Annotated in this window: 27 protein-coding genes; 13 read left to right on the plus strand and 14 right to left on the minus strand. The window is 72.8% G+C overall.

Going from position 1 to position 24,042, the window contains the following annotated elements:
• Window positions 1-39: 39 nt before the first annotated feature.
• Genes BMW85_RS19475 through BMW85_RS19485 form a run of 3 tightly spaced genes read right to left on the minus strand, consistent with a single transcriptional unit; the run spans window position 40 to window position 1,798 of the window.
• Window positions 40-840, minus strand: coding sequence for a cytochrome c oxidase assembly protein (locus tag BMW85_RS19475; RefSeq protein ID WP_245774933.1), 801 nt, complete (start codon window positions 838-840; stop codon window positions 40-42).
• On the minus strand, window positions 804-1,352 hold the full coding sequence (locus tag BMW85_RS19480; RefSeq protein ID WP_091083160.1) for a DUF2243 domain-containing protein: 549 nt from the start codon (window positions 1,350-1,352) through the stop codon (window positions 804-806). The genes BMW85_RS19475 and BMW85_RS19480 overlap by 37 nt, the downstream gene beginning before the upstream one ends.
• 29 nt (window positions 1,353-1,381) lie before the next feature.
• The gene (locus BMW85_RS19485; protein ID WP_091083163.1) at window positions 1,382-1,798 is read right to left on the minus strand and encodes an STAS domain-containing protein; all 417 of its coding nucleotides are present in this window, start codon (window positions 1,796-1,798) and stop codon (window positions 1,382-1,384) included.
• Window positions 1,799-1,951: 153 nt separating this feature from the next.
• Here BMW85_RS19485 and BMW85_RS19490 point away from each other — a divergent pair, with 153 nt between their 5' ends.
• Window positions 1,952-3,142 (plus strand): CoA transferase, encoded by a 1,191-nt coding sequence (locus BMW85_RS19490; RefSeq protein WP_245774934.1) that lies wholly within the window; start codon window positions 1,952-1,954, stop codon window positions 3,140-3,142.
• Window positions 3,143-3,154: 12 nt separating this feature from the next.
• Here BMW85_RS19490 and BMW85_RS19495 read toward each other — a convergent pair whose 3' ends face one another.
• The gene (locus tag BMW85_RS19495; protein ID WP_091083166.1) at window positions 3,155-3,631 is read right to left on the minus strand and encodes an SRPBCC family protein; all 477 of its coding nucleotides are present in this window, start codon (window positions 3,629-3,631) and stop codon (window positions 3,155-3,157) included.
• Between the two features lie 96 nt (window positions 3,632-3,727).
• Here BMW85_RS19495 and BMW85_RS48510 point away from each other — a divergent pair, with 96 nt between their 5' ends.
• From BMW85_RS48510 to BMW85_RS19535, 8 genes are all read left to right on the plus strand, one after another.
• Window positions 3,728-4,333, plus strand: coding sequence for an alpha/beta hydrolase family protein (locus BMW85_RS48510; RefSeq protein ID WP_245774935.1), 606 nt, complete (start codon window positions 3,728-3,730; stop codon window positions 4,331-4,333).
• Window positions 4,294-4,560 (plus strand): hypothetical protein, encoded by a 267-nt coding sequence (locus BMW85_RS51175; protein WP_091083171.1) that lies wholly within the window; start codon window positions 4,294-4,296, stop codon window positions 4,558-4,560. The genes BMW85_RS48510 and BMW85_RS51175 overlap by 40 nt, the downstream gene beginning before the upstream one ends.
• Window positions 4,561-4,639: 79 nt before the next feature.
• On the plus strand, window positions 4,640-5,146 hold the full coding sequence (locus BMW85_RS19510) for a hypothetical protein (protein WP_091083173.1): 507 nt from the start codon (window positions 4,640-4,642) through the stop codon (window positions 5,144-5,146).
• A 308-nt stretch (window positions 5,147-5,454) separates the two neighbouring features.
• Entirely contained in the window at window positions 5,455-6,537 is a 1,083-nt protein-coding gene (locus tag BMW85_RS51960; protein ID WP_091083175.1) for an NAD(P)H-dependent amine dehydrogenase family protein, read from the plus strand.
• Window positions 6,534-7,049 (plus strand): carboxymuconolactone decarboxylase family protein, encoded by a 516-nt coding sequence (locus tag BMW85_RS19520; protein ID WP_091083178.1) that lies wholly within the window; start codon window positions 6,534-6,536, stop codon window positions 7,047-7,049. The genes BMW85_RS51960 and BMW85_RS19520 overlap by 4 nt, the downstream gene beginning before the upstream one ends.
• A gap of 10 nt (window positions 7,050-7,059) precedes the next feature.
• Window positions 7,060-8,703 (plus strand): GMC oxidoreductase, encoded by a 1,644-nt coding sequence (locus BMW85_RS19525; RefSeq protein ID WP_177240766.1) that lies wholly within the window; start codon window positions 7,060-7,062, stop codon window positions 8,701-8,703.
• Window positions 8,704-8,887: 184 nt separating this feature from the next.
• Window positions 8,888-9,691 carry an IclR family transcriptional regulator domain-containing protein gene (locus BMW85_RS19530; protein WP_091083180.1) on the plus strand — a complete coding sequence of 268 codons (804 nt, stop codon included), beginning with the start codon at window positions 8,888-8,890 and terminating at the stop codon, window positions 9,689-9,691.
• The gene (locus BMW85_RS19535) at window positions 9,688-10,518 is read left to right on the plus strand and encodes an aminoglycoside adenylyltransferase domain-containing protein (RefSeq protein WP_091083182.1); all 831 of its coding nucleotides are present in this window, start codon (window positions 9,688-9,690) and stop codon (window positions 10,516-10,518) included. Before BMW85_RS19530 ends, BMW85_RS19535 begins: the two co-directional genes overlap by 4 nt.
• Here BMW85_RS19535 and BMW85_RS19540 read toward each other — a convergent pair.
• The 7 genes from BMW85_RS19540 to BMW85_RS19565 all read right to left on the minus strand — a co-directional run bounded on the left by BMW85_RS19540 (window position 10,506) and on the right by BMW85_RS19565 (window position 15,965).
• Window positions 10,506-10,973, minus strand: coding sequence for an NUDIX hydrolase (locus BMW85_RS19540; protein ID WP_091083185.1), 468 nt, complete (start codon window positions 10,971-10,973; stop codon window positions 10,506-10,508). The two genes, BMW85_RS19535 and BMW85_RS19540, sit on opposite strands and share 13 nt — an antisense overlap.
• Before the next feature lie 167 nt (window positions 10,974-11,140).
• Window positions 11,141-11,341 (minus strand): hypothetical protein, encoded by a 201-nt coding sequence (locus tag BMW85_RS48515; RefSeq protein WP_143082334.1) that lies wholly within the window; start codon window positions 11,339-11,341, stop codon window positions 11,141-11,143.
• Between the two features lie 392 nt (window positions 11,342-11,733).
• Entirely contained in the window at window positions 11,734-12,723 is a 990-nt protein-coding gene (locus BMW85_RS19545) for a quinone oxidoreductase family protein (protein ID WP_091083186.1), read from the minus strand.
• Window positions 12,724-12,738: 15 nt separating this feature from the next.
• Window positions 12,739-13,101, minus strand: a complete 363-nt coding sequence (locus BMW85_RS19550) for a hypothetical protein (protein ID WP_091083189.1) — start codon at window positions 13,099-13,101, stop codon at window positions 12,739-12,741.
• The gene (locus BMW85_RS19555; RefSeq protein WP_091083191.1) at window positions 13,098-13,964 is read right to left on the minus strand and encodes a DODA-type extradiol aromatic ring-opening family dioxygenase; all 867 of its coding nucleotides are present in this window, start codon (window positions 13,962-13,964) and stop codon (window positions 13,098-13,100) included. Before BMW85_RS19555 ends, BMW85_RS19550 begins: the two co-directional genes overlap by 4 nt.
• Window positions 13,957-14,790 (minus strand): citryl-CoA lyase, encoded by an 834-nt coding sequence (locus BMW85_RS19560; protein ID WP_091083193.1) that lies wholly within the window; start codon window positions 14,788-14,790, stop codon window positions 13,957-13,959. Before BMW85_RS19560 ends, BMW85_RS19555 begins: the two co-directional genes overlap by 8 nt.
• A complete protein-coding gene (locus BMW85_RS19565) occupies window positions 14,787-15,965 on the minus strand; it encodes a CaiB/BaiF CoA transferase family protein (protein ID WP_177240767.1) in 1,179 nt (392 codons plus the stop codon). The genes BMW85_RS19560 and BMW85_RS19565 overlap by 4 nt, the downstream gene beginning before the upstream one ends.
• 161 nt (window positions 15,966-16,126) lie before the next feature.
• Here BMW85_RS19565 and BMW85_RS19570 point away from each other — a divergent pair, with 161 nt between their 5' ends.
• A complete protein-coding gene (locus tag BMW85_RS19570; RefSeq protein WP_091083194.1) occupies window positions 16,127-17,572 on the plus strand; it encodes an amidohydrolase family protein in 1,446 nt (481 codons plus the stop codon).
• 10 nt (window positions 17,573-17,582) lie between these two features.
• On the opposite strand, the gene BMW85_RS19575 is transcribed toward BMW85_RS19570, so the two are convergent.
• The 3 genes from BMW85_RS19575 to BMW85_RS19585 are packed head-to-tail and all read right to left on the minus strand — an operon-like array spanning window position 17,583 to window position 20,840.
• On the minus strand, window positions 17,583-19,061 hold the full coding sequence (locus BMW85_RS19575) for a sensor histidine kinase (protein WP_177240768.1): 1,479 nt from the start codon (window positions 19,059-19,061) through the stop codon (window positions 17,583-17,585).
• Window positions 19,058-19,774: a response regulator transcription factor gene (locus BMW85_RS19580; RefSeq protein ID WP_091083198.1), complete on the minus strand. Its 717-nt coding sequence runs from the start codon at window positions 19,772-19,774 to the stop codon at window positions 19,058-19,060. Before BMW85_RS19580 ends, BMW85_RS19575 begins: the two co-directional genes overlap by 4 nt.
• A gap of 13 nt (window positions 19,775-19,787) precedes the next feature.
• Window positions 19,788-20,840 (minus strand): LacI family DNA-binding transcriptional regulator, encoded by a 1,053-nt coding sequence (locus tag BMW85_RS19585; RefSeq protein WP_091083201.1) that lies wholly within the window; start codon window positions 20,838-20,840, stop codon window positions 19,788-19,790.
• A gap of 194 nt (window positions 20,841-21,034) precedes the next feature.
• Between BMW85_RS19585 and BMW85_RS19590 the strand changes: the two genes are divergently transcribed.
• Genes BMW85_RS19590 through BMW85_RS19600 form a run of 3 tightly spaced genes read left to right on the plus strand, consistent with a single transcriptional unit; the run spans window position 21,035 to window position 24,041 of the window.
• Window positions 21,035-22,342 (plus strand): ABC transporter substrate-binding protein, encoded by a 1,308-nt coding sequence (locus BMW85_RS19590; protein WP_218155855.1) that lies wholly within the window; start codon window positions 21,035-21,037, stop codon window positions 22,340-22,342.
• On the plus strand, window positions 22,336-23,214 hold the full coding sequence (locus BMW85_RS19595) for a carbohydrate ABC transporter permease (protein ID WP_218155856.1): 879 nt from the start codon (window positions 22,336-22,338) through the stop codon (window positions 23,212-23,214). The genes BMW85_RS19590 and BMW85_RS19595 overlap by 7 nt, the downstream gene beginning before the upstream one ends.
• Window positions 23,211-24,041, plus strand: coding sequence for a carbohydrate ABC transporter permease (locus BMW85_RS19600; RefSeq protein ID WP_218155857.1), 831 nt, complete (start codon window positions 23,211-23,213; stop codon window positions 24,039-24,041). Before BMW85_RS19595 ends, BMW85_RS19600 begins: the two co-directional genes overlap by 4 nt.
• Window position 24,042: the final 1 nt, after the last annotated feature.

Here is a 24,042-nt window from a genome sequence, read left to right on the forward strand (position 1 = left end):
GGATCGTCCGGGTGGGAAGCGAGATGGTGGATTTCGATATCAACCGATCGGTTGATGCCGGGCGTGGGCGGCCGGCGCGGGCCGCCTCCCCGGCCGCCAACTTGCCACCAGGACGGCGGCCAGCAGGAGCTCGGCCAGGTCGCCGCCGTAGTACATGATCTCGGCGGCGCCGGTCCGCTGCGCGGCGGGCACCGGCAGGTCCACCCAGAGCCCGGCGTACATGAGCTGCGAGAGCCCGGCGTGGGCCGCGACGGCCACGCCCAGCACGACCAGCCGCGCCGGCACCGAGGGACGGCGCGGCGCGGGGTCCGGTCCGGCGATCGACCACGCGAACAGGCACCCCGACAGCAGGAAGTGCACGTGCACCAGCTCGTGCAGCCACGGCGTGACCATGGCCGCCCGGTAGAGCGGCGTGCAGTAGAGCACGATCATCCCGCCGGTGCTCAGCACGAGCGCGGTGACCGGGTGCGCCAGCAGGTGCGGCACGCGGGCACGCAGCAGCCCGCCGAGACGGCGCGCGTACGGGCGGGGCAGCGCGCGCAGGAGCAGGGTCACCGGCGCGCCGAGCACCAGGCCCAGCGGCGCGAGCATGGCCACCAGCAGGTGCTGCGTCATGTGGCCGCGGAAGTCGGCCGCGGCGTACGCGGCGAGCGGCCCGATGAGCGCGAACGCGGCGAGCGCCACCCCTCCGATGAACGCCGCCGCCCGCCACCGGCTCCAGCCCGGCGTACGCGCCGCCGCCGCGAGATAGCCACCGGCGAGCAGCACCGCGAAGACGGCGGCGGCGTGCTCGTGGTGGTGGGTCACCGCCGGGGGCCGCCCGCCGTACGCGGCTCGCACAGGTCCACGACCGGCGCCCCGCGCTGCAGACCCCAGCCGGCCCCCACGAGCAGCGCGCCGAACAGCAGGAACCCGACGTCCCACGCGAGCTGTCCCGGCCCGGTCCGTACGTGGTGGATCCCCAGCAAATGGTGGTCCACGACGCCCTCCACCAGGTTGAACAGCCCCCACCCGACGAGGACCCAGCCCCACAGCGCCCGCGAGCGCCACACCCGCCCGCGCGAGGCGGTGACGCGGGAGTACAACAGGCCGATGCCGGTCAGCACCGCGATCCAGGTGAAGGTGTGGAACAGGCCGTCCCAGAGGGTGTTCATCTGGAGTCCGGGCACGGTGGTCACCGGATAGTCGCGCACGCCGATGTTGTCGGTGTCCGTGCTGCTCAGCATGTGGTGCCACTGCAGGATCTGGTGCAACAGGATCCCGTCGACGAACCCGCCGAGCCCGATGCCGAGCACCACGCCGGGCAGCGCGATGCGCCGCCGGTCGTCACCGGCCCTTGTCTCCTCTGCCATGGCGCCCCGCCTACCCCGCGGGCGGCGGCTCACGCCACGGGCGGCTCGACCGGCTCGCCGAACGCGGGCATCCCGGCGAGGTCCATCAGCCGGCGCATCTGGTGCGGGACGTCGCGGACGACCGCGCGGCCGGAGGCGGCGAAGGCCGCGAGCGCGCGCAGGCCGGCGACGTCGGTGAAGCTCACCTCGCCGACGTCCACGACGAGCTCGTCGTCGATCCGACGGGCCTGCTCCAGCGTGCGCAGCAGGTCGGCGGCGTTGCCGCGGTCGATCTCGCCGGCGACCCTGACCAGCGAGGGGCCGGGCCGGACGGCGCAGGTGACGCGGAGAAGGGGATCGACGTGGAGCAGGTGCTCGGCGACGACGTCGCCATGCCCGCCATGGCCGCCGTGCCCGGTCGCGCCCCGCCGCATGTGCGCCCGGAGCGGATGCAGCACCTGCGTCATCACTGCCTCCTCGCCCGCGTCGTAGGACCGGGGGGACGCCCGGCGGTTCCACGGTAACTGCGACGAACAATACACGAATTACTTTTCCGTAGAAAATCTTCGCTGATGGCGGCCGGTGGCCCGGGAAGGCCGCCCCGGCGTAGGGTCTGGGGCGTGATCGATGATCGGACCGCGCCGCTGGCCGGGCTGCGGGTGGTCGAGCTGTCGAGCTTCGTCGCGGCGCCGCTCGGCGGGATGACGCTGGCTCAGCTCGGGGCGGACGTCGTACGGGTGGATCCGATCGGCGGCGGCCCGGACATCGGGCGCTGGCCGCTCGCGCCCTCCGGCCGCAGCCTCTACTGGACGGGGCTCAACAAGGGCAAGCGCTCGCTCACCGTGGACCTGCGCTCGGCCCGTGGCCGGGAGCTGGTCGCCGGGCTCGCCGCCGCGGCCGGCACGCTGGTGACCAACGCGCCGCCGCGGCCGGGGCTGACGTACGAGGAGCTGCGGGAGCGGCGGCCCGACCTGGTGTACGCGCGGCTGCTCGGCCACCGCGACGGCCGCAGCGCCGTGGACTACACGGTCAACGCCGAGCTGGGCTTCCCGTACGCGACCGGCCCGGAGCGGCACGACGGGCCGGTCAACCACGTGCTGCCCGCCTGGGACGTGGCGTGCGGCCTCTACCTGGCGATCGGCCTGCTGGCGGCCGACCGGCGGCGGGCGGCGACCGGAGAGGGCCGGCACGTCGAGCTGGCCCTGCACGACGTGGCCCTCGCCACCGCCGGCAACCTCGGCTACCTGGCGCAGGCCCAGCTCGGCGAGGCCCGGCCGCGCATCGGCAACGACCTGTACGGCGACTTCGGCCGCGACTTCGCCACCGCCGACGGGCGGCGCGTCATGGTCGTCACGCTCACCGCGCGGCACTGGCGCGACCTGGTGTCCGTCACCGGGCTCGGGCGGGTGATTGCGGCGCTGGAGGAGGCGCTGCCGGCCGACTTCGGCCGCGACCGCGACCGTTACACGCACCGGGAGGCGCTGGCCGGGCTGCTCGCGCCGTGGTTCGCGGCGCGGACGGCCGCGGAGGCAGGCAAGGCACTGGCGGGCACGTCGGTGCTGTGGTCGCACTACCGGACGTTCGGCGAGGCGGCGACGGACCTGGCGCGGCACCCGCTGATGGCCGAGCTGGCACAGCCGGGCGTCGGCCCGCACCTCGCGCCCGGGTCGCCGCTCGTGCTGGACGGCCGCCAGGCGCCGCCGGAGCCCGCCCCCGAGCTGGGGGCCGACGCGGAGACGGTGCTGGGCGACCTGCTGGACCTGCCACGGTCGGAGGTCGCGACCCTCCGCGCGGACGGCATCATCGGCTGAGCACCACGGCCGTCAGTCGTGCGGGGTGGCGGCCTCCTCGGTGATGCGCTTGAGGTGGGCGTTGCGGAGCAGGATGAGCCGGGCCAGGTAGCGGCGCAGCACCAGGACCTCCGCCGCGACGCCGAGCGGCCAGGCGGGCGCGGCGAAGTCGACCACGTCCCGCATGACGGTGCCCTCCTCGTCGGGCGCGAGGACGAAGTGGTGCGCGTGCCGCCACCGCCGGAACGGGCCCGCGACCTGCTCGTCCATGAAGTACGCGGGCCGGTCGTAGCCGCTGATCAGCGACGTCATCCGCCAGGGGACGCCGAAGTGCCTGGCCCGCCAGGTCACCCGGTCGCCGGGGCCGAGCAGGCCGGAGGTGACGCCAGCGACCGCCCGTTCGCGGGAGGCGGCCATGGAGGCGGTGTGGAGCTCGACCGACAGCGAGGTGTCGAAGACGAGCTCGGGCGGGGCGTGGATGAGGGTCACGACCTCGAAGCGCGATGCCACGCCCCAGATGCTACGTTTCGCCCGCTTCAGACGGGAGCGCCCCCCGGCGATGCTACGCTCCCCTTCGAACCGATCGGTACCATCCAGGGAGCAACCGTGGCAGACCCCCTCATCACCGACCCCCTCGACCTTCCCGGCCCGCGCGCGGCCACGGTCCCGCTGACCATTGGCAGCGCCGGCACGCCGCTGCCCGGCGTCCTGCACGTGCCCGCCGGGCCCGGCCCGCACCCCGTACTGATCCTGCTGCACGGCTTCCCCGGCAACGAGCGCAACTTCGACCTGGCGCACGCCGCCCGCCGGGCCGGGTACGCGTCCCTGGTGTTCCACTACCGCGGCTCGTGGGGCGCGGGCGGATCGTGGTCCTGGGCGCACGTGCTGGAGGACGCGGCGGCGGCCGTGACGGCGACGCGCGACCCCGCGACCGTCGCCGCCTGGCGCCTGGACCCCGACCGGCTGGCCGTGGTCGGGCACAGCGCGGGCGGGTTCGCCGCGCTCATGACCGCGGCCGCGCTGCCGTCGGTGGCCGCCGCCGGTCGATCGCGGGCTTCGACTTCGGGGCGGTGGCCGCCGCCTGCCGCGCCGACCCCGCCCTCGCCACCACCTACGTCGAGGCGTGGCGGGACGAGCTACTGCCGCTCGCCGGCACCAGCGCCGAGGACCTGGTGGCCGAGATGCTGGCGGCCGGCGACGCCTACCGCCTGACCGGCCTCGCAGACCGGCTGGCCGGGCGCCCGGTCCTGCTCGTCGGCGCGGGCCTGGACACCGTCGCCCCGCCCGAGGTCCATCATCTCCCCCTGGTCGAGGCGTACGCGGCCCAGCCCGGCAGCCTGCTCGAACACCACGTTCTCGACACCGACCACGCCCTCGCCGACCAGCGGGTGGCGCTGGCCCGCACGCTGATCGGCTTCCTCGACCGGCGGCTCGGATGACGTCGGCTTCAGGCTGATTCAACGCTGAGTGTGCGGGTAGTTGCGGAACGTGAACACGTGCCGAGAGGGGGCCCCAGCGATGCGTTCCATCGCCGTCGCCGTGTCCGTGGTGGCCCTGGCGGCCCTGACCGCCGGATGCACGGTGACGACCATCGACACCGCGCAGCACGCGCCCCAGAACGACGGCGCCAACGCCGACGCGAGCCAGACCCTCCACCTGCGCAACGTGTTCCTGCTCGGCGCCGCCGACCCGTCCGTGCCCTCCCAGGAGAACTTCCTGTTCGGAGTGCTCATCAACAACGGGCACAAACCGGCCCAGCTCGAACAGATCACCCCGGAAGGGGGCGGCACGGTGCGGTTGTCCGCGCCCATCACCGTGCACCCCAACCAGCCCGCCGGCACCGGCGAGCAGCCCATCGCCACGGTCTCCGGGGTCAGCGGCGGCACGGTGCCGATGACGTTCACCTTCACCGGGGCCGCGCCGGTGCGGCTCCAGGTGCCGGTCATGCAGCGGGCCGGATGGTTCGCCCGCCTGACGCCGCCGCCCGGCAGCACCGGCACTCCGATGGCCTCGCCCACCTCCTGACCCTCCTCACGCCGCCGCGCATTGACTTCTCCGGCGGAAGGCCGCAAACTCGGGCGACCAGCCACGGCCCGGTCAGCGCCACGGAGGTCGGGACGGCGGCTCGGCACGAACGTCACGGGGGGACGGCGGCCGGTCGCAGGGGCAGGTCACGCGAGGCGAGGTCCGCGCCGGCTGCGGGGCGCGCACACCCGCCCCGCCACACCCTGCCCCTGCGCCACCGCTCGCGGAACCACCCCCCTCTCACCATCGCCCACGTAGTGGTGTGAAGCCATCTATACAGTTAACCAAGCGCTTGCTACGCTCCGCCCATGGTGCCCACCGTCATCTGGGGGACCGGCAACGTCGGCCGCGCCGCCATCCGCGCCGTCGAGGCGCATCCCGGCCTTGAGCTGGCCGCCGTTCTCGTCCACGACCCCGCCAAGGCCGGCCGCGACGCCGGCCCCCTGAGCGGCCTCGGCCACGACCTCGGCGTGGCGGCGACCACCGACGTGGACGCCGTCCTCGCCGCCGCCCCCCGCGCGGTCGTCTACGCCGCCTCCGGCGACATCCGCCCCGACGACGCGCTGGCCGACGTCCTGCGCGCGGTCCGCGCCGGCGCCGTCGTCGTCACCCCGTCCCTCTACGCCCTGTACGACCAGCGCAACGCCCCGCCCGAGCTGCGCGCGCGGGTGCTGGCCGCGGTCGAGGAGGGCGGCGGCTCGCTGTTCGTGTCGGGGGTGGACCCCGGCTGGGGCAACGACGTCCTGCCGCTGCTGATCAGCGGCCTCGGCGCCACCGTGGACGCCGTACGCTGCCAGGAGATCTTCGACTACACCGCCTACGACCAGCCCGACTCCGTCCGCTACCTCGTCGGCATGGGCCAGCCGATGGACTACGAGCCGCCGATGATCGCCACCACCGTCCCGACCATGGTGTGGGGCGGCCAGGTAAGGCTGATGGCCCGCGCCCTCGGCGTCGAGTTGGACGAGATCCGCGAGAGCGTCGAGCGCCGCCCCCTCGACGCGAGCGTCACGACGCCCGCCATGGGCGTGTTCGAGGCGGGCACGCAGGGCGCGCTCCGCTTCGAGGTGCAGGGCGTGGTGGAGGGCGAGGCGCGCATCGTCGTCGAGCACGTCACCCGCATCCATCCCTCCTGCGCCCCCGACTGGCCCGCGCCCCCGCCGGGCGGCGACGGCGCCCACCGGGTGATCATCGAGGGCAGCCCGCGCATCGAGGTGACGGTGGAGGCCACCGACGAGGGCGGCAACCGCGCCGCGGGCGGCAACGCGACCGCCGCCGGCCGCCTGGTGAACGCCATCGACTGGCTGGCGTCGGCCGAGCCCGGCCTGTACGACGCCCTGGACGTGCCGCTCCGCCCCGCGACGGGCCGACTCGGAAGGAAGCACCCGTGATCGTCGACGTTCCCGAGGACAAGGACCCGATCGCGTACGTGTGGGGCGAGATGGTCCCCGGCATCGGCCCCGCCGCCGCGGGCTTCTCCCTGGCCGTGTACGCGCACACCACGCTGGGCCTGCGCGAGTTCGAGGCGGCCAGGCTGCGGATCGCCCAGCTCAACGGGTGCGCGTTCTGCCTGGACTGGCGGACCGAGCGGGACGGAGAGAAGGTCGAGGACGGCTTCCTGGACGCGCTGGCCGAGTGGCGCACCACGGACGCCTTCGACGAGCGCACCCGCCTGGCCACCGAGTACGCCGAGCGCTACGCCCTCGACCACCACGGCCTGGACGAGGAGTTCTGGGCGCGGATGACGGGCCGTTACAGCCAGGCCGAGATCGTCGAGCTGAGCATGTGCATCGGCTCCTGGTGGGCCTTCGGCCGGCTCAACAGGGTGCTCGGCCTGGACACCGCGTGCGTGCTGCCCGGCGCCGGACGGTCCCCCGCCGGCGAGCGTCGTCGAGACAAGTGAGGAACCCCCCATGAACGACACCTCCTCCTTAGGCCCCTCCCCCTCACACCCCTCCTCCGACCTTCGGCTGACCCGACGCGGGTTCATCGCCGGGACCGGCGCCGCGGTCGTCCTGGGCGGGACCGCCCCCGCGCGGGCGGCCGCCGCGGCCGGACCGATCGCGGACGGGGCGCACGTCCCTGTCCTGGTCATCGGCACCGGCTACGGCGGCGCGGTCGCCGCGCTCCGCCTGGCCCAGGCCGGCGTGGACGTCCACATGGTGGAGATGGGCATGGCCTGGGACACGCCGGGCACCGACGGCAAGATCTTCTGCAACACGCGCGAGCCGGACTACCGGTCGTACTGGCTGCGCACCCGTACGAAGGCGCCGCTCAACTACTTCCTCGGCTTCCCCATCGACCGCGACATCCCCCGCTACACGGGTGTCCTCGACGCCGAGGAGTTCGCCGGGATCACCGTCTACCAGGGTCGCGGCGTCGGCGGCGGCTCGCTGGTGAACGGCGGCATGGCGGTCACCCCCAAGCGGGAGAACTTCGCCTCCGTGCTCCCCACGGTGAACGCGGCCGAGATGTACGACGTCTACTACCCGCGCGCCAACGCCACGCTCGGCGTCGGCACCGTCGACCCGGCCTGGTTCGAGTCGACCGCCTACTACCAGTACGCCCGGGTCGGCAGGAAGCACGCCCAGCGGTCCGGGTTCCCGTTCGTCTTCGTCCCGGACGTCTACGACTGGGACTACATGAAGCAGGAGGAGGCCGGCACCGTGCCCAAGTCGGCGCTGGCCGCCGAGATCCTCTACGGCAACAACGCGGGCAAGAAGTCGCTGCAGAAGACGTACCTGGCGCAGGCGAAGGCCACCGGCCGGGTGGCGATCTCACCGCTGCACCGCGTCACCTCGGTCGCCCCGGCCGGCTCCGGCCGGTACGCGGTGACGATCGAGCAGCTCGGCACCTCCGGCGCGGTCACCGCCACCAAGACGGTCACCGCCGACCGGGTCTTCTTCGCCGCGGGCAGCGTCGGCACCAGCAAGCTGCTGGTCAAGCTGAAGGCCACCGGTGTGCTGCCGGGCCTGAACGGCGAGGTCGGCAAGGGCTGGGGCGACAACGGCAACGTCATGTGCGGCCGGGCGAACCACCTGTGGGACCCGACCGGCGCCCAGCAGTCGGCGATCCCGTGCGCGGGCATCGACAACTGGACGGCCGGGGGCGCGTTCGCCGAGGTCGCGCCGCTGCCGACGGGGATCGAGACGTTCGCCTCCTTCTACCTGTCGATCACCCGCAACCCGAACCGCGCCGAGTTCACCTGGAACGCCGCGGCCGGCCGGGTGGACCTGAGCTGGCAGACGGCGTGGAAGCAGCCGTCCATCGACATGGCCAAGACGATCTTCGACCGGATCAACTCCAAGGAAGGAACGATCTACCGCACCGACCTGTTCGGCGTCTACAAGATCTGGGGGGATCACCTGACGTACCATCCGCTGGGCGGCGCCGTCCTCGGCCGGGCCACCGACAACTACGGCCGCCTGGCCGGCCATCCCGGCCTCTACGTCATCGACGGGGCGCTGATCCCGGGCAACACGACGGTCAACCCGTTCGTCACCATCACGGCGCTGGCCGAGCGCAACATCGAACGCATCATCGCCACGGACCTGTGACGACCACGGACAGACGTCCGTAGACCGACCGAACGGAGACACCGTAGGGATGCCCCCTGCTCGCCGTACCCCGTAACCGCGGCTGGGACGGGCGACTCCCCGCCCGTCCCTTCCGCCGCTGTGCGGACAACCCGCCCCGAAGGTCTAGAGTCGGAGCGGCGGGATCCGAGCAGGGAGGCGTTCCATGGCACGTGCTGACACCGGCCCCGACTTCATCGAGGCGCTGGCCCGCGGCCTCGACGTGATCAGGGCGTTCCAGCCGGGCCGGCCGGTCATGTCCCTGACCGAGGTGGCCACCGCGGCCGGCCTCGCCCGGCCCACCGCCCGCCGCATCCTGCTCACCCTCCAGGAGCTCGGCTACGCGCGCAGCGAGGCGGGCGGCTACGCGCTCACGCCCCGCGTGCTGGAGCTCGGCGTCTCCTACGTACGCTCGATGGGCCTGTGGGAGGTGGCCAGGCCGCACATGGAGCGGCTGGTGGCGCAGACCCGCGAGTCCTGCTCGATCGCCCAGCTCGACGGCTCCGACATCGTGTACGTCGCCCGCGTCGCCGTCCCCAAGATCGTCACCCTGTCCGTGCAGATCGGCACCCGCTTCCCGGCCCTGCAGACGTCCCTGGGCAAGGTCCTGCTGGCCGCGCTGCCGCCCGACCAGGTGGACCGGGTGCTGGCCGAGCCGAGCCGGTCCGGCGTCGAGCCGCGCTGGCGGCCCGGCCCCGCCGAGCGGGACGCCGCGCTGCGCGAGGTCCGCGCCAAGGGCTGGGCGATCACCGACGAGGAGCTGGCCCTCGGCATCCGCAGCGTGGCCGCGCCGCTGCGCGACGGGCTCGGCAACGTCATCGCGGCGCTCAACGTCAACGCCCACGCCGCCGAGACCTCGGTGGAACGCCTGTCCGACGAGCACCTGCCGCTGCTGCTGCGGACGGCGAGCGCGATCAGCGCCGACTGGGCGGCGTACGAGACGGTCCCGCACGTCACGGTCACCTCGTGACGCCGCCCGCGGAGCTGTCGCGGGCGGTGACGCACTACCTGTCCGTCGCCGACCGCCTGGCTCCTGGGCTGGTCACCGGCTGCTACGTCGTCGGCTCGGCCGCGCTCGGCGACTGGCGGCCCGAAGTGAGCGACATCGACGTGGTCGCCGTCGTGGGCCGGGCGGCCGGCGAACGGGAGCTGCGGCGGCTGTCGCTGCTGCACAAGCTGGGCAACCTGCGGGCCGCCGGGCGTGCGCTCGCGCGCCGGCAGCCGCACCTGCCCGGCACGGTCAACGCCGTCTTCGTCGCCGCCGGCGACCTGGGCGAGCCGGTGACCAGGATCCGGCCGGTGGCCTCGCACAGCGGGCCGTCGTTCCGGCGCGGGCAGGGCTTCGACGTCAACCCGGTGATGTGGACCGTGCTCCGCGAACGCGGCATCCCGGTGCGCGGGCCCGCCCCGGCCACGCTGGGTCTCGACCCGGAGCCTTCGCTGCTCCGTTCCTGGACCCTCGACCAGCTCCGCGGCCACTGGGCCCGCTACGCCTCGCGGGCGCTCTCCGCCCGGCCGCCGCGCAGGCGGCTGCAGTCGCCGTACGGGCTGGCGCTGGCGTACGCGCTGTCGCCGCCCCGGCTGCACCGTACGGTGGTGACCGGCGAGGTGATCTCGAAGGAGGCGGCGGGGGCGTACGCGCTGGACACCTTCGACACCCGCTGGCACCCCCTCATCCAGCTCGCCCTCGCCCACCGCCGCGGCACCCCCGGCCCCGCCCTCGACCCGTCCGAGGTCCCCCGCCTGACCGGCGAGTTCATCCAGGAGGTGATCGCCACCGTCCCTCAGTCGACGTGAGGATGCCGTCGCTCCAGATAGTCGTCGAGCTGCCGCCACTGCGTCGGGTGGATGTCCAGCGTGCGCAGCTCGCCCGGCTCGACCCACCGCACGTCGCTCGCCTCGTCGTTCGCCTCCGGCCGCCCGCCGACCGGACGGGCGATCAGCATGACCTCGTACTCCTGGCGGATCTCCCCGTCGGAGTAGGCGACGACATGACCGGGGTCCGAGTAGATCCCGAGAATGCCCACCGGCTCGACCCGCACGCCGGTCTCCTCCTCGGTCTCCCGCACGGCACACTGGGACGGCGTCTCACCGATCTCCATCTTGCCCATGGGCAGCGCCCACTGGCCGGTGTCGCGACGGCGCTGCATGAGGATGCGGCCCGCGTCGTCCACGGTGGCCGTCCCGCAGGCCGGCACCAGGCTGTTCGCCTTGGGGGCGCCGGGGTCGTTCCAGTACTCCACTCGTCCCATGAAGTGCCCCTCATATCTCAGCCCCGGACCACGGAACCGCCTCGGCCCAGACGCGCTCGAACGACGACATGTAATGCTCGGCGATCGTCCGGCCGTCGAGACGGCGGAAGTGGAAGGTCGGGTTGGCCGAGGCCGGCTCCCCGTACGCATGCGGATTGACCAGAAGGTCATCGTCGTAGCGGAACGTCCAGCTCGGGCAGCAACCGAGCGATCTTCGGCTGCGTCGGGGCGTAGAACGTCCCCGAGAAGACCAGGACGTCCATCCGCTCCTGGGCATCCGTCAGGAGCCGTAGCCACAGCTCGCGGGGCACGCTGGCGCGGTCGGGAATGACCACACGTCTCGGCGAGGTCTTCCAGGGCCACACCATGACGGAGCATCGCTGTGCGTAGGCGCTCGTTCACGCATTCCAGTGGACGTGAACGTCCGGGACGTTTCAAGACCGTCTTGGGACGTTTCTGAGTAGCACAACACGTCCCGACAACGGGATGCGGCGAAGTTCAAAGGTCCCGTCCACCTGGCTTCACTTGGGCCTACCAGCACCGAAGCCACGCGACGTCCACGACGGCTACGGCATCGCGCTCGTCTCCGTATGGATCGGGCTCGTCGTCTGGTGTCACCACGACGGCTTCTGGTGGCGCATCGGCTGGGGCCAGGGAGAGCAGCACGACGTATCGCCCTGCGGTACGCGGAACTGCGCGGTTCGCACCCGCACTCGCCACGCGTGCGCGGTGACAGGTTCAGCCACGGCAGAGGAACCCGTCAGGGGGTGAGGACCAGGCGGCCGGAGGTGGTGCCGGTGGACTGGCGGTGCCAGGCGGCGGGGGCGTCGGTCAGGGGGACGCGTTCGTGGGCGACGTGGAGGCGGCCCTCCAGCGCCAGTGACGCCACGTGGCCCATCGCCGCCGCCCGTTGCTCGCCCGTCAGCTCGTTGTTGGTGTAGCCGAGGATCCGCAGGGACCGGCCGCGCAGGGTCGAGGAGTCGAGCGGGGACGTCTCCCCCGCCGAGCCGCCCAGGTTGACCAGCCGCCCGCCGGGCCGCAGCGTACGGGCGGCGGCCGCGGCCGGGATGCCGTACAGCGGGTCGAGGACCAGGTCCACGGGTCCGTCGCAGGCGGCGGTGAGGCGGGTGGCCAGTCCGGCGACGTCGTCGCCCGGCTCCAGCGCTACGACGGCGTCCGCCCCCGCCTCGGCGGCGCGTTCGCGGGCGGCGGCCGAGCGCGCGGCGGCGACGACGCGGCGGGCCCCGTGCATGCGGGCCAGTTGCACGGCCGCCTGCCCGACCGCGCCCCCGGCCCCCAGGACGAGCACCTGCTCCCCCGCCGCGAGCTCGCCCCGCCAGGTCAGCGCCTGGTACGCGGCCACGGCCGACAGCCCGAGCGCGGCCACCGCGACCGGGTCGGCCCCGGCGGGCAGCTCGACCAGGTCAGCGGCCGGCACGCGGGCCAGCTCCGCCATGCTGCCGTCGCCGGGCGCCATCCCGGCCCGCGTCGGGAACCACACGAGCCGCCCGTCGTCGGCGACCGTGCCGACGTCCGAGGCGCCGGCGACCCTGCCGACGCCCTGGACGCCGGGCACGTACGGCGTCGCCGGCGTCCCGAAGTACGACGTCCCGCTCGCGCAGAGCAGGTCGAGCGGGGTGATGGGCGCGGCGAGCACCCGCACCAGCGGCTCGTCGGGACCCGGTTCGGGGTCGGGGCACTCGGCGACGACGGGCGGCTCGCCGCACGTCACGATCCGCGCGGCTCGCATAGCGCGTCCTCTCGCTCAGGTGGATATGTCGGGATACGGGAGGCTGTACCCGGACAACCGCTGGGCATACTCCAGCTGGAATCCCAGCGGTTCCGCGTAGTCCCGCTCGAACATCGCGATGAACAGCGTCAGCGTCAGGAACGGATGCGCCCCCAGCTCGAACAGCTTCGGGTAGTCGTGCGTGGCCAGCGCCTCCCGTTCGGCGTCGTCGAAGCTCAGCCAGGTCGAGCGCTCGTCGAGGTGCGAGCCGAGGATGCGGCCCGCCTCCTCGGCCTCCCACCACTCGACGGTGGCCCGCGGCTCCTCGCGGTAACGTTCGACCAGCTCGGGATCGCGATCGACGGTGAACAGGAACTTGTCGAGCAGATACTTGCTCATGCGCGGCCGCCTCCGTCCGGATACCAGGTGAAGTACGCCTCCATGGTGTGGAACAGGTCGTAGGTGTCGGTGTAGTCGGCCTTGCGGCCCTCACCCGCGACCCCCATCATCAGCATGAAGTCCATGAAGCCGTGGGTGGCGTTGCCGGGGTTCCACAGGCTGTCGAGGGTGACCTCCGACAGGCAGCCCTCCAGGTCGCCCGTGGAGATCCACTCGACGGCCCTGCGGTCGAACTCGGGGTCGGGGCCGTGCGGCCCGAACTGGCGCGGCCCGCCGAGCTCCAGCGACAGGTGGCCGGTGCCGATGACGGCGACCCTGCGGTCGTCCGGCCACGACTCGATCAGCTCCCTGATGGCCTGCCCGAGCTGCACGAAGCGCTTGGGCTGCGGCAGCGGCGGGGCGAAGATGTTGGTGTAGACGGGCACGATCGGCAGGTCGTTCTGCGGGCGCAGGGTGATGATCGGGCACGTGATCGAGTGGTCGATCCGCAGCTCGTTGGAGAAGGCCAGGTCGAAGCCGAGGTCGAGGCCGCCGCGCAGGAGGTGGGCCGACAGGTCCTCCTCGCCCTGGCAGGTCATCCGGGGCAGGCCGAACTCGCGTTCCTCGTTGTACCAGTTGGCGTCGTAGAAGGGGGCCTTGCCGACCAGGAACTGCGGCATGTTGTCCAGCCACAGCTGGTGGAAGTGGTCGGAGCCCACCATGACGAGCACGTCCGGGTTCGCCCTGGTCAGGGTCTCGCGGAAGGCCATGACCTTGCGCACCCACTCGTCGGCGAACGGCGGCCGGTCGGCGCCGGTCGCCGTGGACGCCCGGTAGTAGAAGGGATGGTGGGTGGACGCGATGACCGCGACGAGCTCAGCCATGCAGACCTCCGTCGGCGTACGGCTCGGGGGGGATGGACCGGTTGTTGAGGTCCACGGACAAAAAGATGTCGTTGGCCACGGGGTGGCGCAGCTCCTCGGCGAGCTGCCCGATGAGCCCGGCGGTCCGCGCCAGCAGGGCGAAGGCGCGCAGCAGCTCCAGCGGCAGGCCGAGGTCGGCGAGCGCGGCCCCGCACACCCCGGCGCCGTTCAGCGGCAGCGTCCGGCCGAGCACCTGGGGGTGGACCCGGCCGACGGCGGCGAACAGCGACAGGTGCGGGCCCACCAGTCCCTCCTCCGCGGCGATGGCGAACAGCCGGGGCGTACGCGGGTCGCCGTCCTTGTGCACGTGGTGGCCGAGGCCGGGGATGAGCTCGCGGCGCTCCCTGCGGGCGCGTACGGTCTCCAGCGCGAGCGCGTCCCACCCGGCGTCGTCGGCAGGCAGCGGCCCTTCGCGGGCACGCAGCACGTCGGCGAGGAAGCGGCCGCAGTCCTCGGTGACGCCGAGGAAGCGCGAGCCGCCGCCGAGCAGCCCGGCCGCCAGCGCCCCCTGCACGGAGTCCGGCGCCGACAGGTACGTCAGCCGCGTCACGATCGCGGTCGGCGTGAACCCGTGGTCGGCCAGCGCGGCGAGCACCGCCTCGAACACGCGGGCCTCGCCCGCCGTGGGCCTGCGCTGCGCGGCCAGCCAGAACGCCAGCTCGCCGAAGCCCACCTGGCCCATGACGTCCGCGGCGAGGTCCTGCCCGAGCAGGGTGATGGTGGTCGGCGAGGACGCCCCGAGCGCCGTCGGATAGTCGCGCCCACTCGCGTGATCGTGGTCGCTCACGGCTTCTCCTCTCCGAGCGGCCGGTCCGGGCCGGCCAGCCAGGCACGCAGCTCCGCGCCGTGCTCGTCCAGCTCGGGCGGCGGCAGCGGGTAGCGGGCCGGCGTGGCGGAGAAGCGGATGGGGTGGCGGGTGGTCGGCACCGCCCGCTCGCCCTCGCCCACCTCGACGACAGGGTCCAGCCCGAACCGCTCGGCCATGGCGAAGCCGCCGTCGATGGTCTGGATCGGCCCGCTCGGCACCCCGGCCTCGACCAGCAGCTCGAACCACTCGACCGCGCCCTTGGCGGCCAGCGCCGCGACCAGGATCGGCCGGAGCTCCTCGCGGCGGGCGGTGCGGTCGGCGTTGCGGGCGAAGCGCGGGTCGTCGGCGGTCTCCGGGATGCCGAGCACCTCGCACAGCTTCCGGAACTGGCCGTCGTTGGCGGCGGCCACGATGAGGTCGTCGTCGGCGGTCGGCAGCGGCTCGTACGGGAACACGCTCGGGTGCGCGTTGCCCATCCGGTACGGCACGACGCCGCCCGCCACGTACGCGGAGCTGTGGTTGACCAGCCCCGTGAGGGCCGAGGACAGCAGGTTGACCTCGACGTGCTGCCCCTCCCCCGTGGCCTCGCGGTGGCGGAGCGCGGCGAGGATGCCGATCACCGCGTGGTTGCCCGCCATGACGTCGAAGACGGAGATCCCGGCCCGGTAGGGCGGCCCGTCGGGCTCGCCGGTAAGGCTCATCAGGCCGGACATGGCCTGCACCATGAGGTCGTAGCCGGGCACGCGGGCGCCGGGGCCGGAGCCGAAGCCGCTGATGGAGGCGTAGACGACACCGGGGTTGGCGGCGCGCACGGAGGCGTGGTCGAGGCCGTACTTCGCCAGCCCGCCGGGCCGGAAGTTCTCGATGAGGACGTCGGCGCGCCGGGCCAGCTCGCGGGCCGCGGCGGCGTCGTCCGGGTCGCGCAGGTCGAGCGCGATGGAGCGCTTGCCGCGGTTGACGCCCAGATAGTACGTCGAGACCTCGCCCCGCACCGGCGGCGTCCAGCTCCGGGTGTCGTCGCCCTGGGGGCCTTCGACCTTGACGACGTCGGCGCCCAGGTCGGCCAGCAGCATCGTGGCGTAGGGCCCGGCCAGGACGCGGGAGAAGTCGGCGACCAGCACGCCGTCGAGCGGTCCGACTCCGTCGTCCACCATCAGTCTCCCTCCGTTGTGCGGACAGTTGTCCGTAACGGGGATTCTGGCACATCCGGGCCGACGCGGCATAGGCCCTTGACAGCCGAACGCGCGATCGTAGAGTTACGGCGAACAGCATGACCGTGTAGCGGACAACCGTTCGGAAGATCTAGGAGCCCAGGATGAGCGAGCGGAACGAAGCCGGGGCCGGACGGCCCGTACTGCTGCGCGGCGGCACCGTGCTGCCGATGGAGGGCGTCCGCACGGTGCTGGAGGACACCGACGTCCTGGTGACCGGCGACCGGATCGCCGAGGTCGGCCCGGGCCTGCGGGCGCCGGACGACGCCCTGGTCATCGACGCGACCGGCGGCATCGTGCTGCCCGGCATGATCGACACCCACCGGCACATGTGGCAGACCGCGCTGCGCGGCTACGGCGCCGACTGGACGCTCACCCAGTACTTCGTCTGGTTCTACCTGGATCACGGCAAGCTGTTCCGGCCGCAGGACGTGCACGCGGGCAACGTGCTGGCCGCCATCGAGGCGCTGGACGCCGGCGTCACCACGGTCGTCGACTGGTCGCACGGGCTGCGCACGGTGGAGCACGCCGACGCCGCCGTGGACGCGCTGCGCTCGGTGCCGGGCCGCTACGTGCTCGCCTACGGCAACATCCAGCAGCCGCCCGCCGAGTGGGCCTCCGCCCCCGAGTTCCGCGACTTCGTCCGCCGCCGGATCACCGGCGACGACCTGCTGGGCTTCCAGCTCGCCTTCGACGTGCTGGGCGACCCGGCCTTCCCGGAGAAGGCCGCCTTCGAGGTGGCCCGCGAGCTCGGCGTCCCGGTCAGCACCCACGCCGGCGTGTGGGGCGCGACCAGCGACGAGGGCATCAGGCTCATGCACGAGCACGGCTTCATGACCCCAGAGACGATCTACGTGCACGCCGCCTCGCTGTCGGCCGACTCCTACCACCGCATCGCGGCCACCGGCGGCTCGGTGTCGGTCTCGACGGAGAGCGAGCAGAGCGCGGGCCAGGGCTACCCGCCCACGTGGGCGCTGCGCGCGCACGGCATCCCGGTCTCGCTGTCCATGGACACCAGCGTGTGGTGGAGCGGCGACCTGTTCTCCGCGATGCGCGCCACGCTCGGCGCCGACCGCTCGCGCGAGCACCTGGAGGCGCACGCCGAGGGCGGCACCGTCACCCACGCCGGCCTGCGCGCCGACCAGGTCGTGGAGTGGGCCACCAGGGGCGGCGCCCGGGCGCTCGGCCGCGACGACCTCGGCGTGGTGGCCGCGGGCAAGAAGGCCGACCTCGTGCTGATCAAGAACGACCGCTCGCCGGTGTCGTTCCCGGTGCTCAACCCGTTCGGGCACGTGGTGTTCCAGGCGCAGCGCGGCGACGTGCACACCGTCCTGGTGAACGGGCGGGTGGTCAAGCACGAGCACGAGCTGGTCGGGATCGACCTCGCCGCCGCCCGCCGCCAGGTCGAGGACACCGTCGCCTATCTGCGGGCCGACATGGGCGAGGAGGCGTGGCGGCAGGGCATGAACCCGGACATCCCGGAGACGAAGATCCTGGACAACCCGTACACGTACACGGACTACCGCAGCGACGCCACCCACCGCCTCTGACGGGAGCCCCTCAGTCGTCGGGGTGGTGCAGCGGCAGCAGCACGCGGAACGTCGTCCCCCCGCCCGGCGCGCCGCCGGCCTCGATCCGGCCCCGGTGGGCGCTCACCAGCGCGGCGGCGATGGCCAGGCCCAGGCCGGTGCCGCCGTGGTGCCGCGCCCGGCCGGGGTCGGCGCGGTAGAACCGGTCGAACACGTACGGCAGGTGCTCGGGGTCGATGCCCCGGCCCTCGTCGCGCACCTCGACCAGCGCGGCCTCGGCGTCGGGCGCGGGGCCGTCGCCCGAGCGCGCCACGCCCGGCGGCGGCGGCCCGGCCGCGTCCCGCCGCTCGACCCGCACCAGGACCGGCGTGCCGGCGGCGGTGTGGGTCATGGCGTTGCCGACCAGGTTCGCGATGACCTGGTGCAGCCGGTGCTCGTCGCCCAGCACGAACACCGGCTCCTCGGAGACGGCGAGCCGGATCGGCCGGTCGCGCTCGCGCGCCTGCGCCGCGTGCACCACGTCCCCGGCCAGCACGCGCAGGTCCACGGCGGCCGGCTCCAGCGCGGGCTCGCGGTCCAGGCGGGCCAGCAGCAGCATGTCCTCGACCAGAACGCCCATCCGCCCGGCCTCGCCCTCGATGCGGCGCAGCAGCCGCTCGACGGCCGGGTCGCGCGGCGCCTGGCCGTGCTGGTAGAGCTCGGCGAAGCCGCGGATCGAGGTGAGCGGAGTGCGCAGCTCGTGGGAGGCGTCGGCGACGAAGCGGCGCAGCCGCTCTTCCGAACCCTCGCGCTCGCGCAGGGCGCTGGCCAGGCGTTCGAGCATGGTGTTGAGCGCGCGGCCGAGCCGGCCGGTCTCGGTGCGCGGGTCGGTGTCGCCGACCCGGCGGTCGATCTCCCCGGCGGCGATGGCCTCGGCGGTCCGCTCCATCCTGGTCAGCGGGCGCAGCCCGAGCCGTACGACGGCCAGCGCGACCGCGCCGAGCAGGGCCAGCACCAGCACGCCCGCGACCAGCTCGATGACGAGGAACTGCCGCACCGTGGTCCGGCCGGGCTCCAGCGACATGGCCACCGTCACCCGGCCGCCGTCCGGCAGGGCCCTGACGAGCACCCGCCAGTCGCCGCTCCCGTCCCGCCCCGCGACGGTGACCGCGCCCGCCGGCGCCCGCGCGACCAGCCCGGCGGGGACGTCCGGCCGGTCGGCGACCCCGCCGGGCAGCTCGCGGAGGAGCAGCCCCGAGGGGGCGTAGAAGCCGATCCTGAACTGGGTGGGCAGCTCCACCTCGCCGGGACGGCCGGACGGCGGCACCGGCGGCGGCGCGGGCGGCGGGCGGAAGGCGAAGGACCGGACGGTCTCGGCGAGCTGCGCGTCCACCCGTGACAGCAGCGACCGGTCGAGCAGCAGCACCCCGGCCACCGCGAACACCGCCAGCCCGGCCGCGCACAACCCCAGCAGCGCGGCCAGCAGCCGGTGCCGCAACGGCCAGGCGCCCCGCGCGCCCGCCGCCCTCACGACGCCCCCCGCGAAGCCTCTTGGAGGCGGTAGCCGACGCCGCGCAGCGTGTGGATGAGCGGCGGGCCGTCCTGATCGATCTTGCGGCGCAGGTAGCTGATGTAGGACTCGACGATGCGGCTGTCGCCGTCGAAGGAGTGCTCCCACACCCGGTCGAGGATCTGCGCCTTGCTGACCACCCGCTCGGCGTTGATCATCAGGTAGCGGAGCAGGCTGAACTCGGTGGGCGAGAGGTGGATCTGCCGCCCGGCCCGCCGCACGAGGTGGGCCTCCTCGTCCAGCTCCAGGTCGGCGTAGCGGAGCACGCCGTCGCCTGCCTGCTCCTCCGGCGGGCGGGCGCGGCGCAGGATGGCCCGGATGCGCAGCACCACCTCCTCCAGGCTGAACGGCTTGGTGACGTAGTCGTCGCCGCCCGCGGTCAGCCCGGCGATGCGGTCGGAGACGGCGTCCTTCGCGGTCAGGAACAGCACCAGCGGCCCGTCGGCCGCCGCGCGCAGCCGCCGGGCCACGGCGAAGCCGTCCAGGTCGGGCAGCATCACGTCGAGCACGAGCAGGTCGGGCCGCTCACGCGCCACCGCCTCCAGCGCCTGCCGGCCGCAGGCGGCGGTGCGGACGGCGAAGCCGTTCAGCTCCAGCGCCTCGGACAGCAGGTCACGGATGTTCGGCTCGTCGTCGACGACCAGCACCTTCGCGGCGGGGACGGCTCGGCTCATGCCTCTGTTGTACTCAGGTCACCTGAGACGAATCTGAGGGCGGCGCCGTCGTACGGCGGACGATCAGGGCCGGCGTGACGGAGAAGCGCACCGACGACGTACGGCCACCGATGCGTTCGAGCAGCAGCCGTCCGGCGGTGCGGCCCATCATGACGCCGTCCTGGTCGACGGTGGTGAGCGCGATGTGCGCGAGCCCGGCCGAGCGGGTGTTGTCGTAGCCGGCGAGCGAGACGTCGGCGGGGACGGCCAGGCCCGCCTCGTGCAGCGCGGCGAGCGCGCCGAAGGCCGCGAGGTCGGCGCCGGCGAAGATGGCGGTGGGCCGCGGGTCGCGGGCCAGCAGCTCGTACGCGCCCCGGTGGCCGCCGTCCTCGGTGTAGGAGGTGGTGGCGACGGCGATCCCGTCGGCCAGGCCGTGCTCGGTCATGACCCGCCGGTAGGTGCGTTCCCTGATGACGTGCAGCGTCGTGGCCGGCCGGCCGCGGCCGAGGTCCCGCTGGGCGATGTGCGCGACCCGGCGGTGGCCGAGCCTGATCAGGTGCTCGACGACGAGCTCGGTGCCCGCCTCGTCGTCGTCGTTCACCGAGTCGTAGACGGTCGAGCGCTCGTGCGGGCCGAGCACGACGGTGGGCGTGCCGGCGGCCACCTCCTCCAGGCGCGACTTGGAGCTGAGCGGCGCGACCATGAGGATGCCGTCCACCTGCCGGTCGACCAGGGCGTCCACGGCGCGGCGCTCGGAGGCGTCGTCCAGGCCGCCCTGGATGATGATCGCCTGGTAGTCGGTGCCGCCGAGCTGCTCGGTGAGCCCGTCGAGGATCTCGGCGAAGAACGGGTTGCTGATGTGCGGCAGCAGCACGCCGATGGTGAACGTGCGCCCGCGCATCGCCCGCGCCGCGTTGTGCGGCCGGTAGCCGAGCTCGTCGATGGCGGCCTGGACGCGCAGGCGCATGGCGGGGCTGACGCCGTAGGCGTTGCGCAGGACCTTCGACACCGAGGTGGTGGAGACCTGGGCGTGGTCGGCGACGTCGGCGATCGTCACCCGGCGTCCGCGGCCACCGGCTGCGACCATGTGATCCCCTCCCCTCCGCAGTCGTGGGTAACGTTACCCATTCCTTGGTCCGATTGTGCCGATCTCCCGGCCCCTCGCAGGATCACGATTGAGGATCGTTCCCCAAAATCGCCCTTGACGACGTCGGCGGATGACGCCTACGTTAACTCGCATCGGGGGTTGTTAAAACGTTTCAACGAACCCGGAGGGGCGTTGTGAAGACCTCTCACCGCACCATGGGAGCGGCGCTGACCGTTCTCACGATCGCGGCCCTGACCTCCTGCGGCTCGGGCTCGGACGCCGGCCCGTCCGCCGACGGCACGGTCACGCTGAAGTTCCTCGTCGACAACAGCCAGGCCACCGTGAGCACCGCCAAGGCGCTCACCGACGCCTTCATGCGGGCCGACCCCACGATCAAGATCGAGACGGAGATCCGCCCCGGAGGCAGCGAGGGCGACAACATCATCAAGACCCGGCTCTCCACGGGCGACATGTCGGATGTGTTCTGGTACAACTCCGGCTCGCTCCTCCAGGCGCTCAACCCCGGCCAGACCCTGGTCGACCTGACCGGCGACCCGGCGCTCGCCAACGTGCAGAAGGACTTCCTGCCCGTCGTGAGCCAGGACGGCAAGGCGTACGGCGTGCCCGCCGGCACCGCCATGGGCGGCGGCATCCTCTACAACCGCAAGGTCTACGACAAGCTCGGCCTGGAGGTGCCCAAGACCTGGGCCGACTTCATGGCCAACAACGACAAGATCAAGGCCGCCGGGATCGCGCCGGTGATCTCCACGTTCAAGGACACCTGGACCTCGCAGCTCTTCGTGCTCGGCGACTACTACAACGTGCAGGCCGCCGCGCCGGCCTTCGCGCAGGACTACACGGCCAACAAGGCCAAGTTCGCCACCACGCCGGCCGCCCGCGCGGGCTTCGACCACCTGGCCGAGGTGCACGCCAAGGGCCTCCTCCAGGAGGGCTTCGGCTCGGCCACCGCCGACCAGGGCATGAAGCTGCTGGTGGAAGGCAAGGGCGCGCACTACCCGATGCTGAGCGCGCAGGTCCCGCCGCTGGTGGCCACCACGCCGGCCGCCGCCACCGACATCGGCTTCTTCGGCATCCCCGGCGCCGACGCCGCCAAGAACGGCGCCACGCTCTGGGAGCCGGCCGGCGTCTACATCCCGAAGACCACCGAGAAGCTGGACGCGGCCAAGAAGTTCCTGGCCTTCGTGGCCTCGCCGGCCGCCGCCGAGGCGATGAACAAGGCCGTCCAGCCGGCCGGGCCCTACCGGATCGAGGGCGCCAAGCTGCCCGACGACGCCATCCAGGTGGCCAAGGACCTCCAGACGTACGTGGACGAGGGCCGCACCGCGCCCGCCCTGGAGTTCGTCTCCCCGGTGAAGGGCCCGTCGCTGGAGCAGATCACCGTCGCCGTCGGCTCCGGGCTGACCACGCCCGAGGAGGGCGCCGCCCAGTACGACAAGGACGTCGAGAAGCAGGCCAAGCAGTTGGGGCTCGCGGGGTGGTGACGGGACAGGCCGCCAGGCGCAGGTCGGCGTATCCGTACGCGCTGTACCTGCCGGCCGCCGTCGTGTTCCTGGTGATCTTCCTGGTGCCGACGGTGATGGCGTTCTACTTCGCGCTGACCCGCTGGACCCTGTTCGACAGCACCTTCGTCGGCCTGGACAACTTCCGCGACTTCCTCGCCGAGCAGAACCTGCGCGTCGGCTTCGTCAACACCCTCGTCTACGCCGTGCTCACCAGCGGGCTGAAGGTGGTGCTCGGGCTGCTGCTAGGCGTGCTGCTCACCTCGAAGCTGCGGCTGCGCGGCTTCCTGCGCTCGGTGGTGTTCTTCCCGACGCTGGTGTCCACGGTCGCGGTCGGCATCACCTTCAGCATGCTGCTCAAGCCACAGACCGGCCTGGTCAACCAGGCCCTCGCCCTGGTCGGGATCGACGGGCGCGACTGGCTCGGCGACGCCGCCACCGCGCTGCTGTCGGTGGCGCTGGTGGACGTGTGGAAGGGCGTCGGCCTGGCGACCGTCATCTACATCGCCGGCATCATGTCCATCCCGACCGAGTTCTACCAGGCCGTCGCCGTGGACGGCGGCAGCGCCTGGCACCGCTTCCGGCACATCACGCTGCCGCTGAGCTGGCCGGCCACCTACTCGGTGATCATCCTGTCGTTCATCGGCGGGCTGCGCTCGTTCGACCTGATCTGGACGATGACCCGCGGCGGGCCCGGCTTCACCAGCGACACCATCGCCTCGATCATCTACAAGCAGTACCAGGCCGGCTTCTTCGGCCTGTCCACCGCCGGGAACGTGCTGCTGTTCCTCATCGTCACGGCCATCGCCGTGCCGCTGAACCACTACCTCGGCAAGAGGCAGGTGGCGATGTGAGAGAGGGCATTCGCAGGCTCGGCGTGGAGGCGGTCGTGCTGGTCGCGGCCACCGTGATCTTCCTGATCCCCTTCGCGCTCATGCTGCTGACCGCGGTCAAGGACCAGACGCAGGCCGTCGATCTCGACTTCGCCTGGCCGACGAGCTGGCCCGTCGTGGAGAACTTCATGGCGGTCGTCGAGGCCCGCGACTACGTGCTGCTGCGCGCCTACGTCAACAGCACCGTCATCACGGTCGCCTCGGTCACGCTGCTGGTGATCTTCGCCGCGATGGCCGCGTTCGTGCTGCAGCGCCGGCCGGGCAGGGTCGCCAGGGCCGCCGACTTCCTGGTGCTGTCCGGGCTGATCATCCCGCCCGCGGTGGTGCCGACCATCTGGCTGCTGCAGGCGCTCGGCCTGTTCAAGACGCTGCCCGGGATGATCCTGGCCGAGGTGGCCTTCCACCTGTCGTTCGCGATGCTGCTGTTCCGGGCGTTCGTCGCGGCGATCCCGCGCGAGCTGGACGAGGCCGCCCAGATCGACGGCTGCACCGGCTTCCGGCTCTTCTTCCGGGTGATCTTCCCGCTGCTGCGGCCGGTGACGATCACCGTGATCCTGGTCAGCTCGGTCAACATCTTCAACGACTTCGTCAACCCGCTCTACCTGCTGCCCGGTGACGAGAACGCCACCGTGCAGGTCACCCTCTACAACTTCCAGAGCCAGTACAACACGCAGTGGAACCTGCTGTTCATGGACATCGTGCTGATCACGATCCCGCCGCTGCTGCTGTTCGTCTTCTTCAACCGCAAGATCGTCGCCGGCATGACGGCCGGCGCCATCAAGGGATGAC

Source organism: Nonomuraea wenchangensis, assembly GCF_900111685.1.
GTDB classification, from domain to species: Bacteria; Actinomycetota; Actinomycetes; order Streptosporangiales; family Streptosporangiaceae; genus Nonomuraea; species Nonomuraea wenchangensis.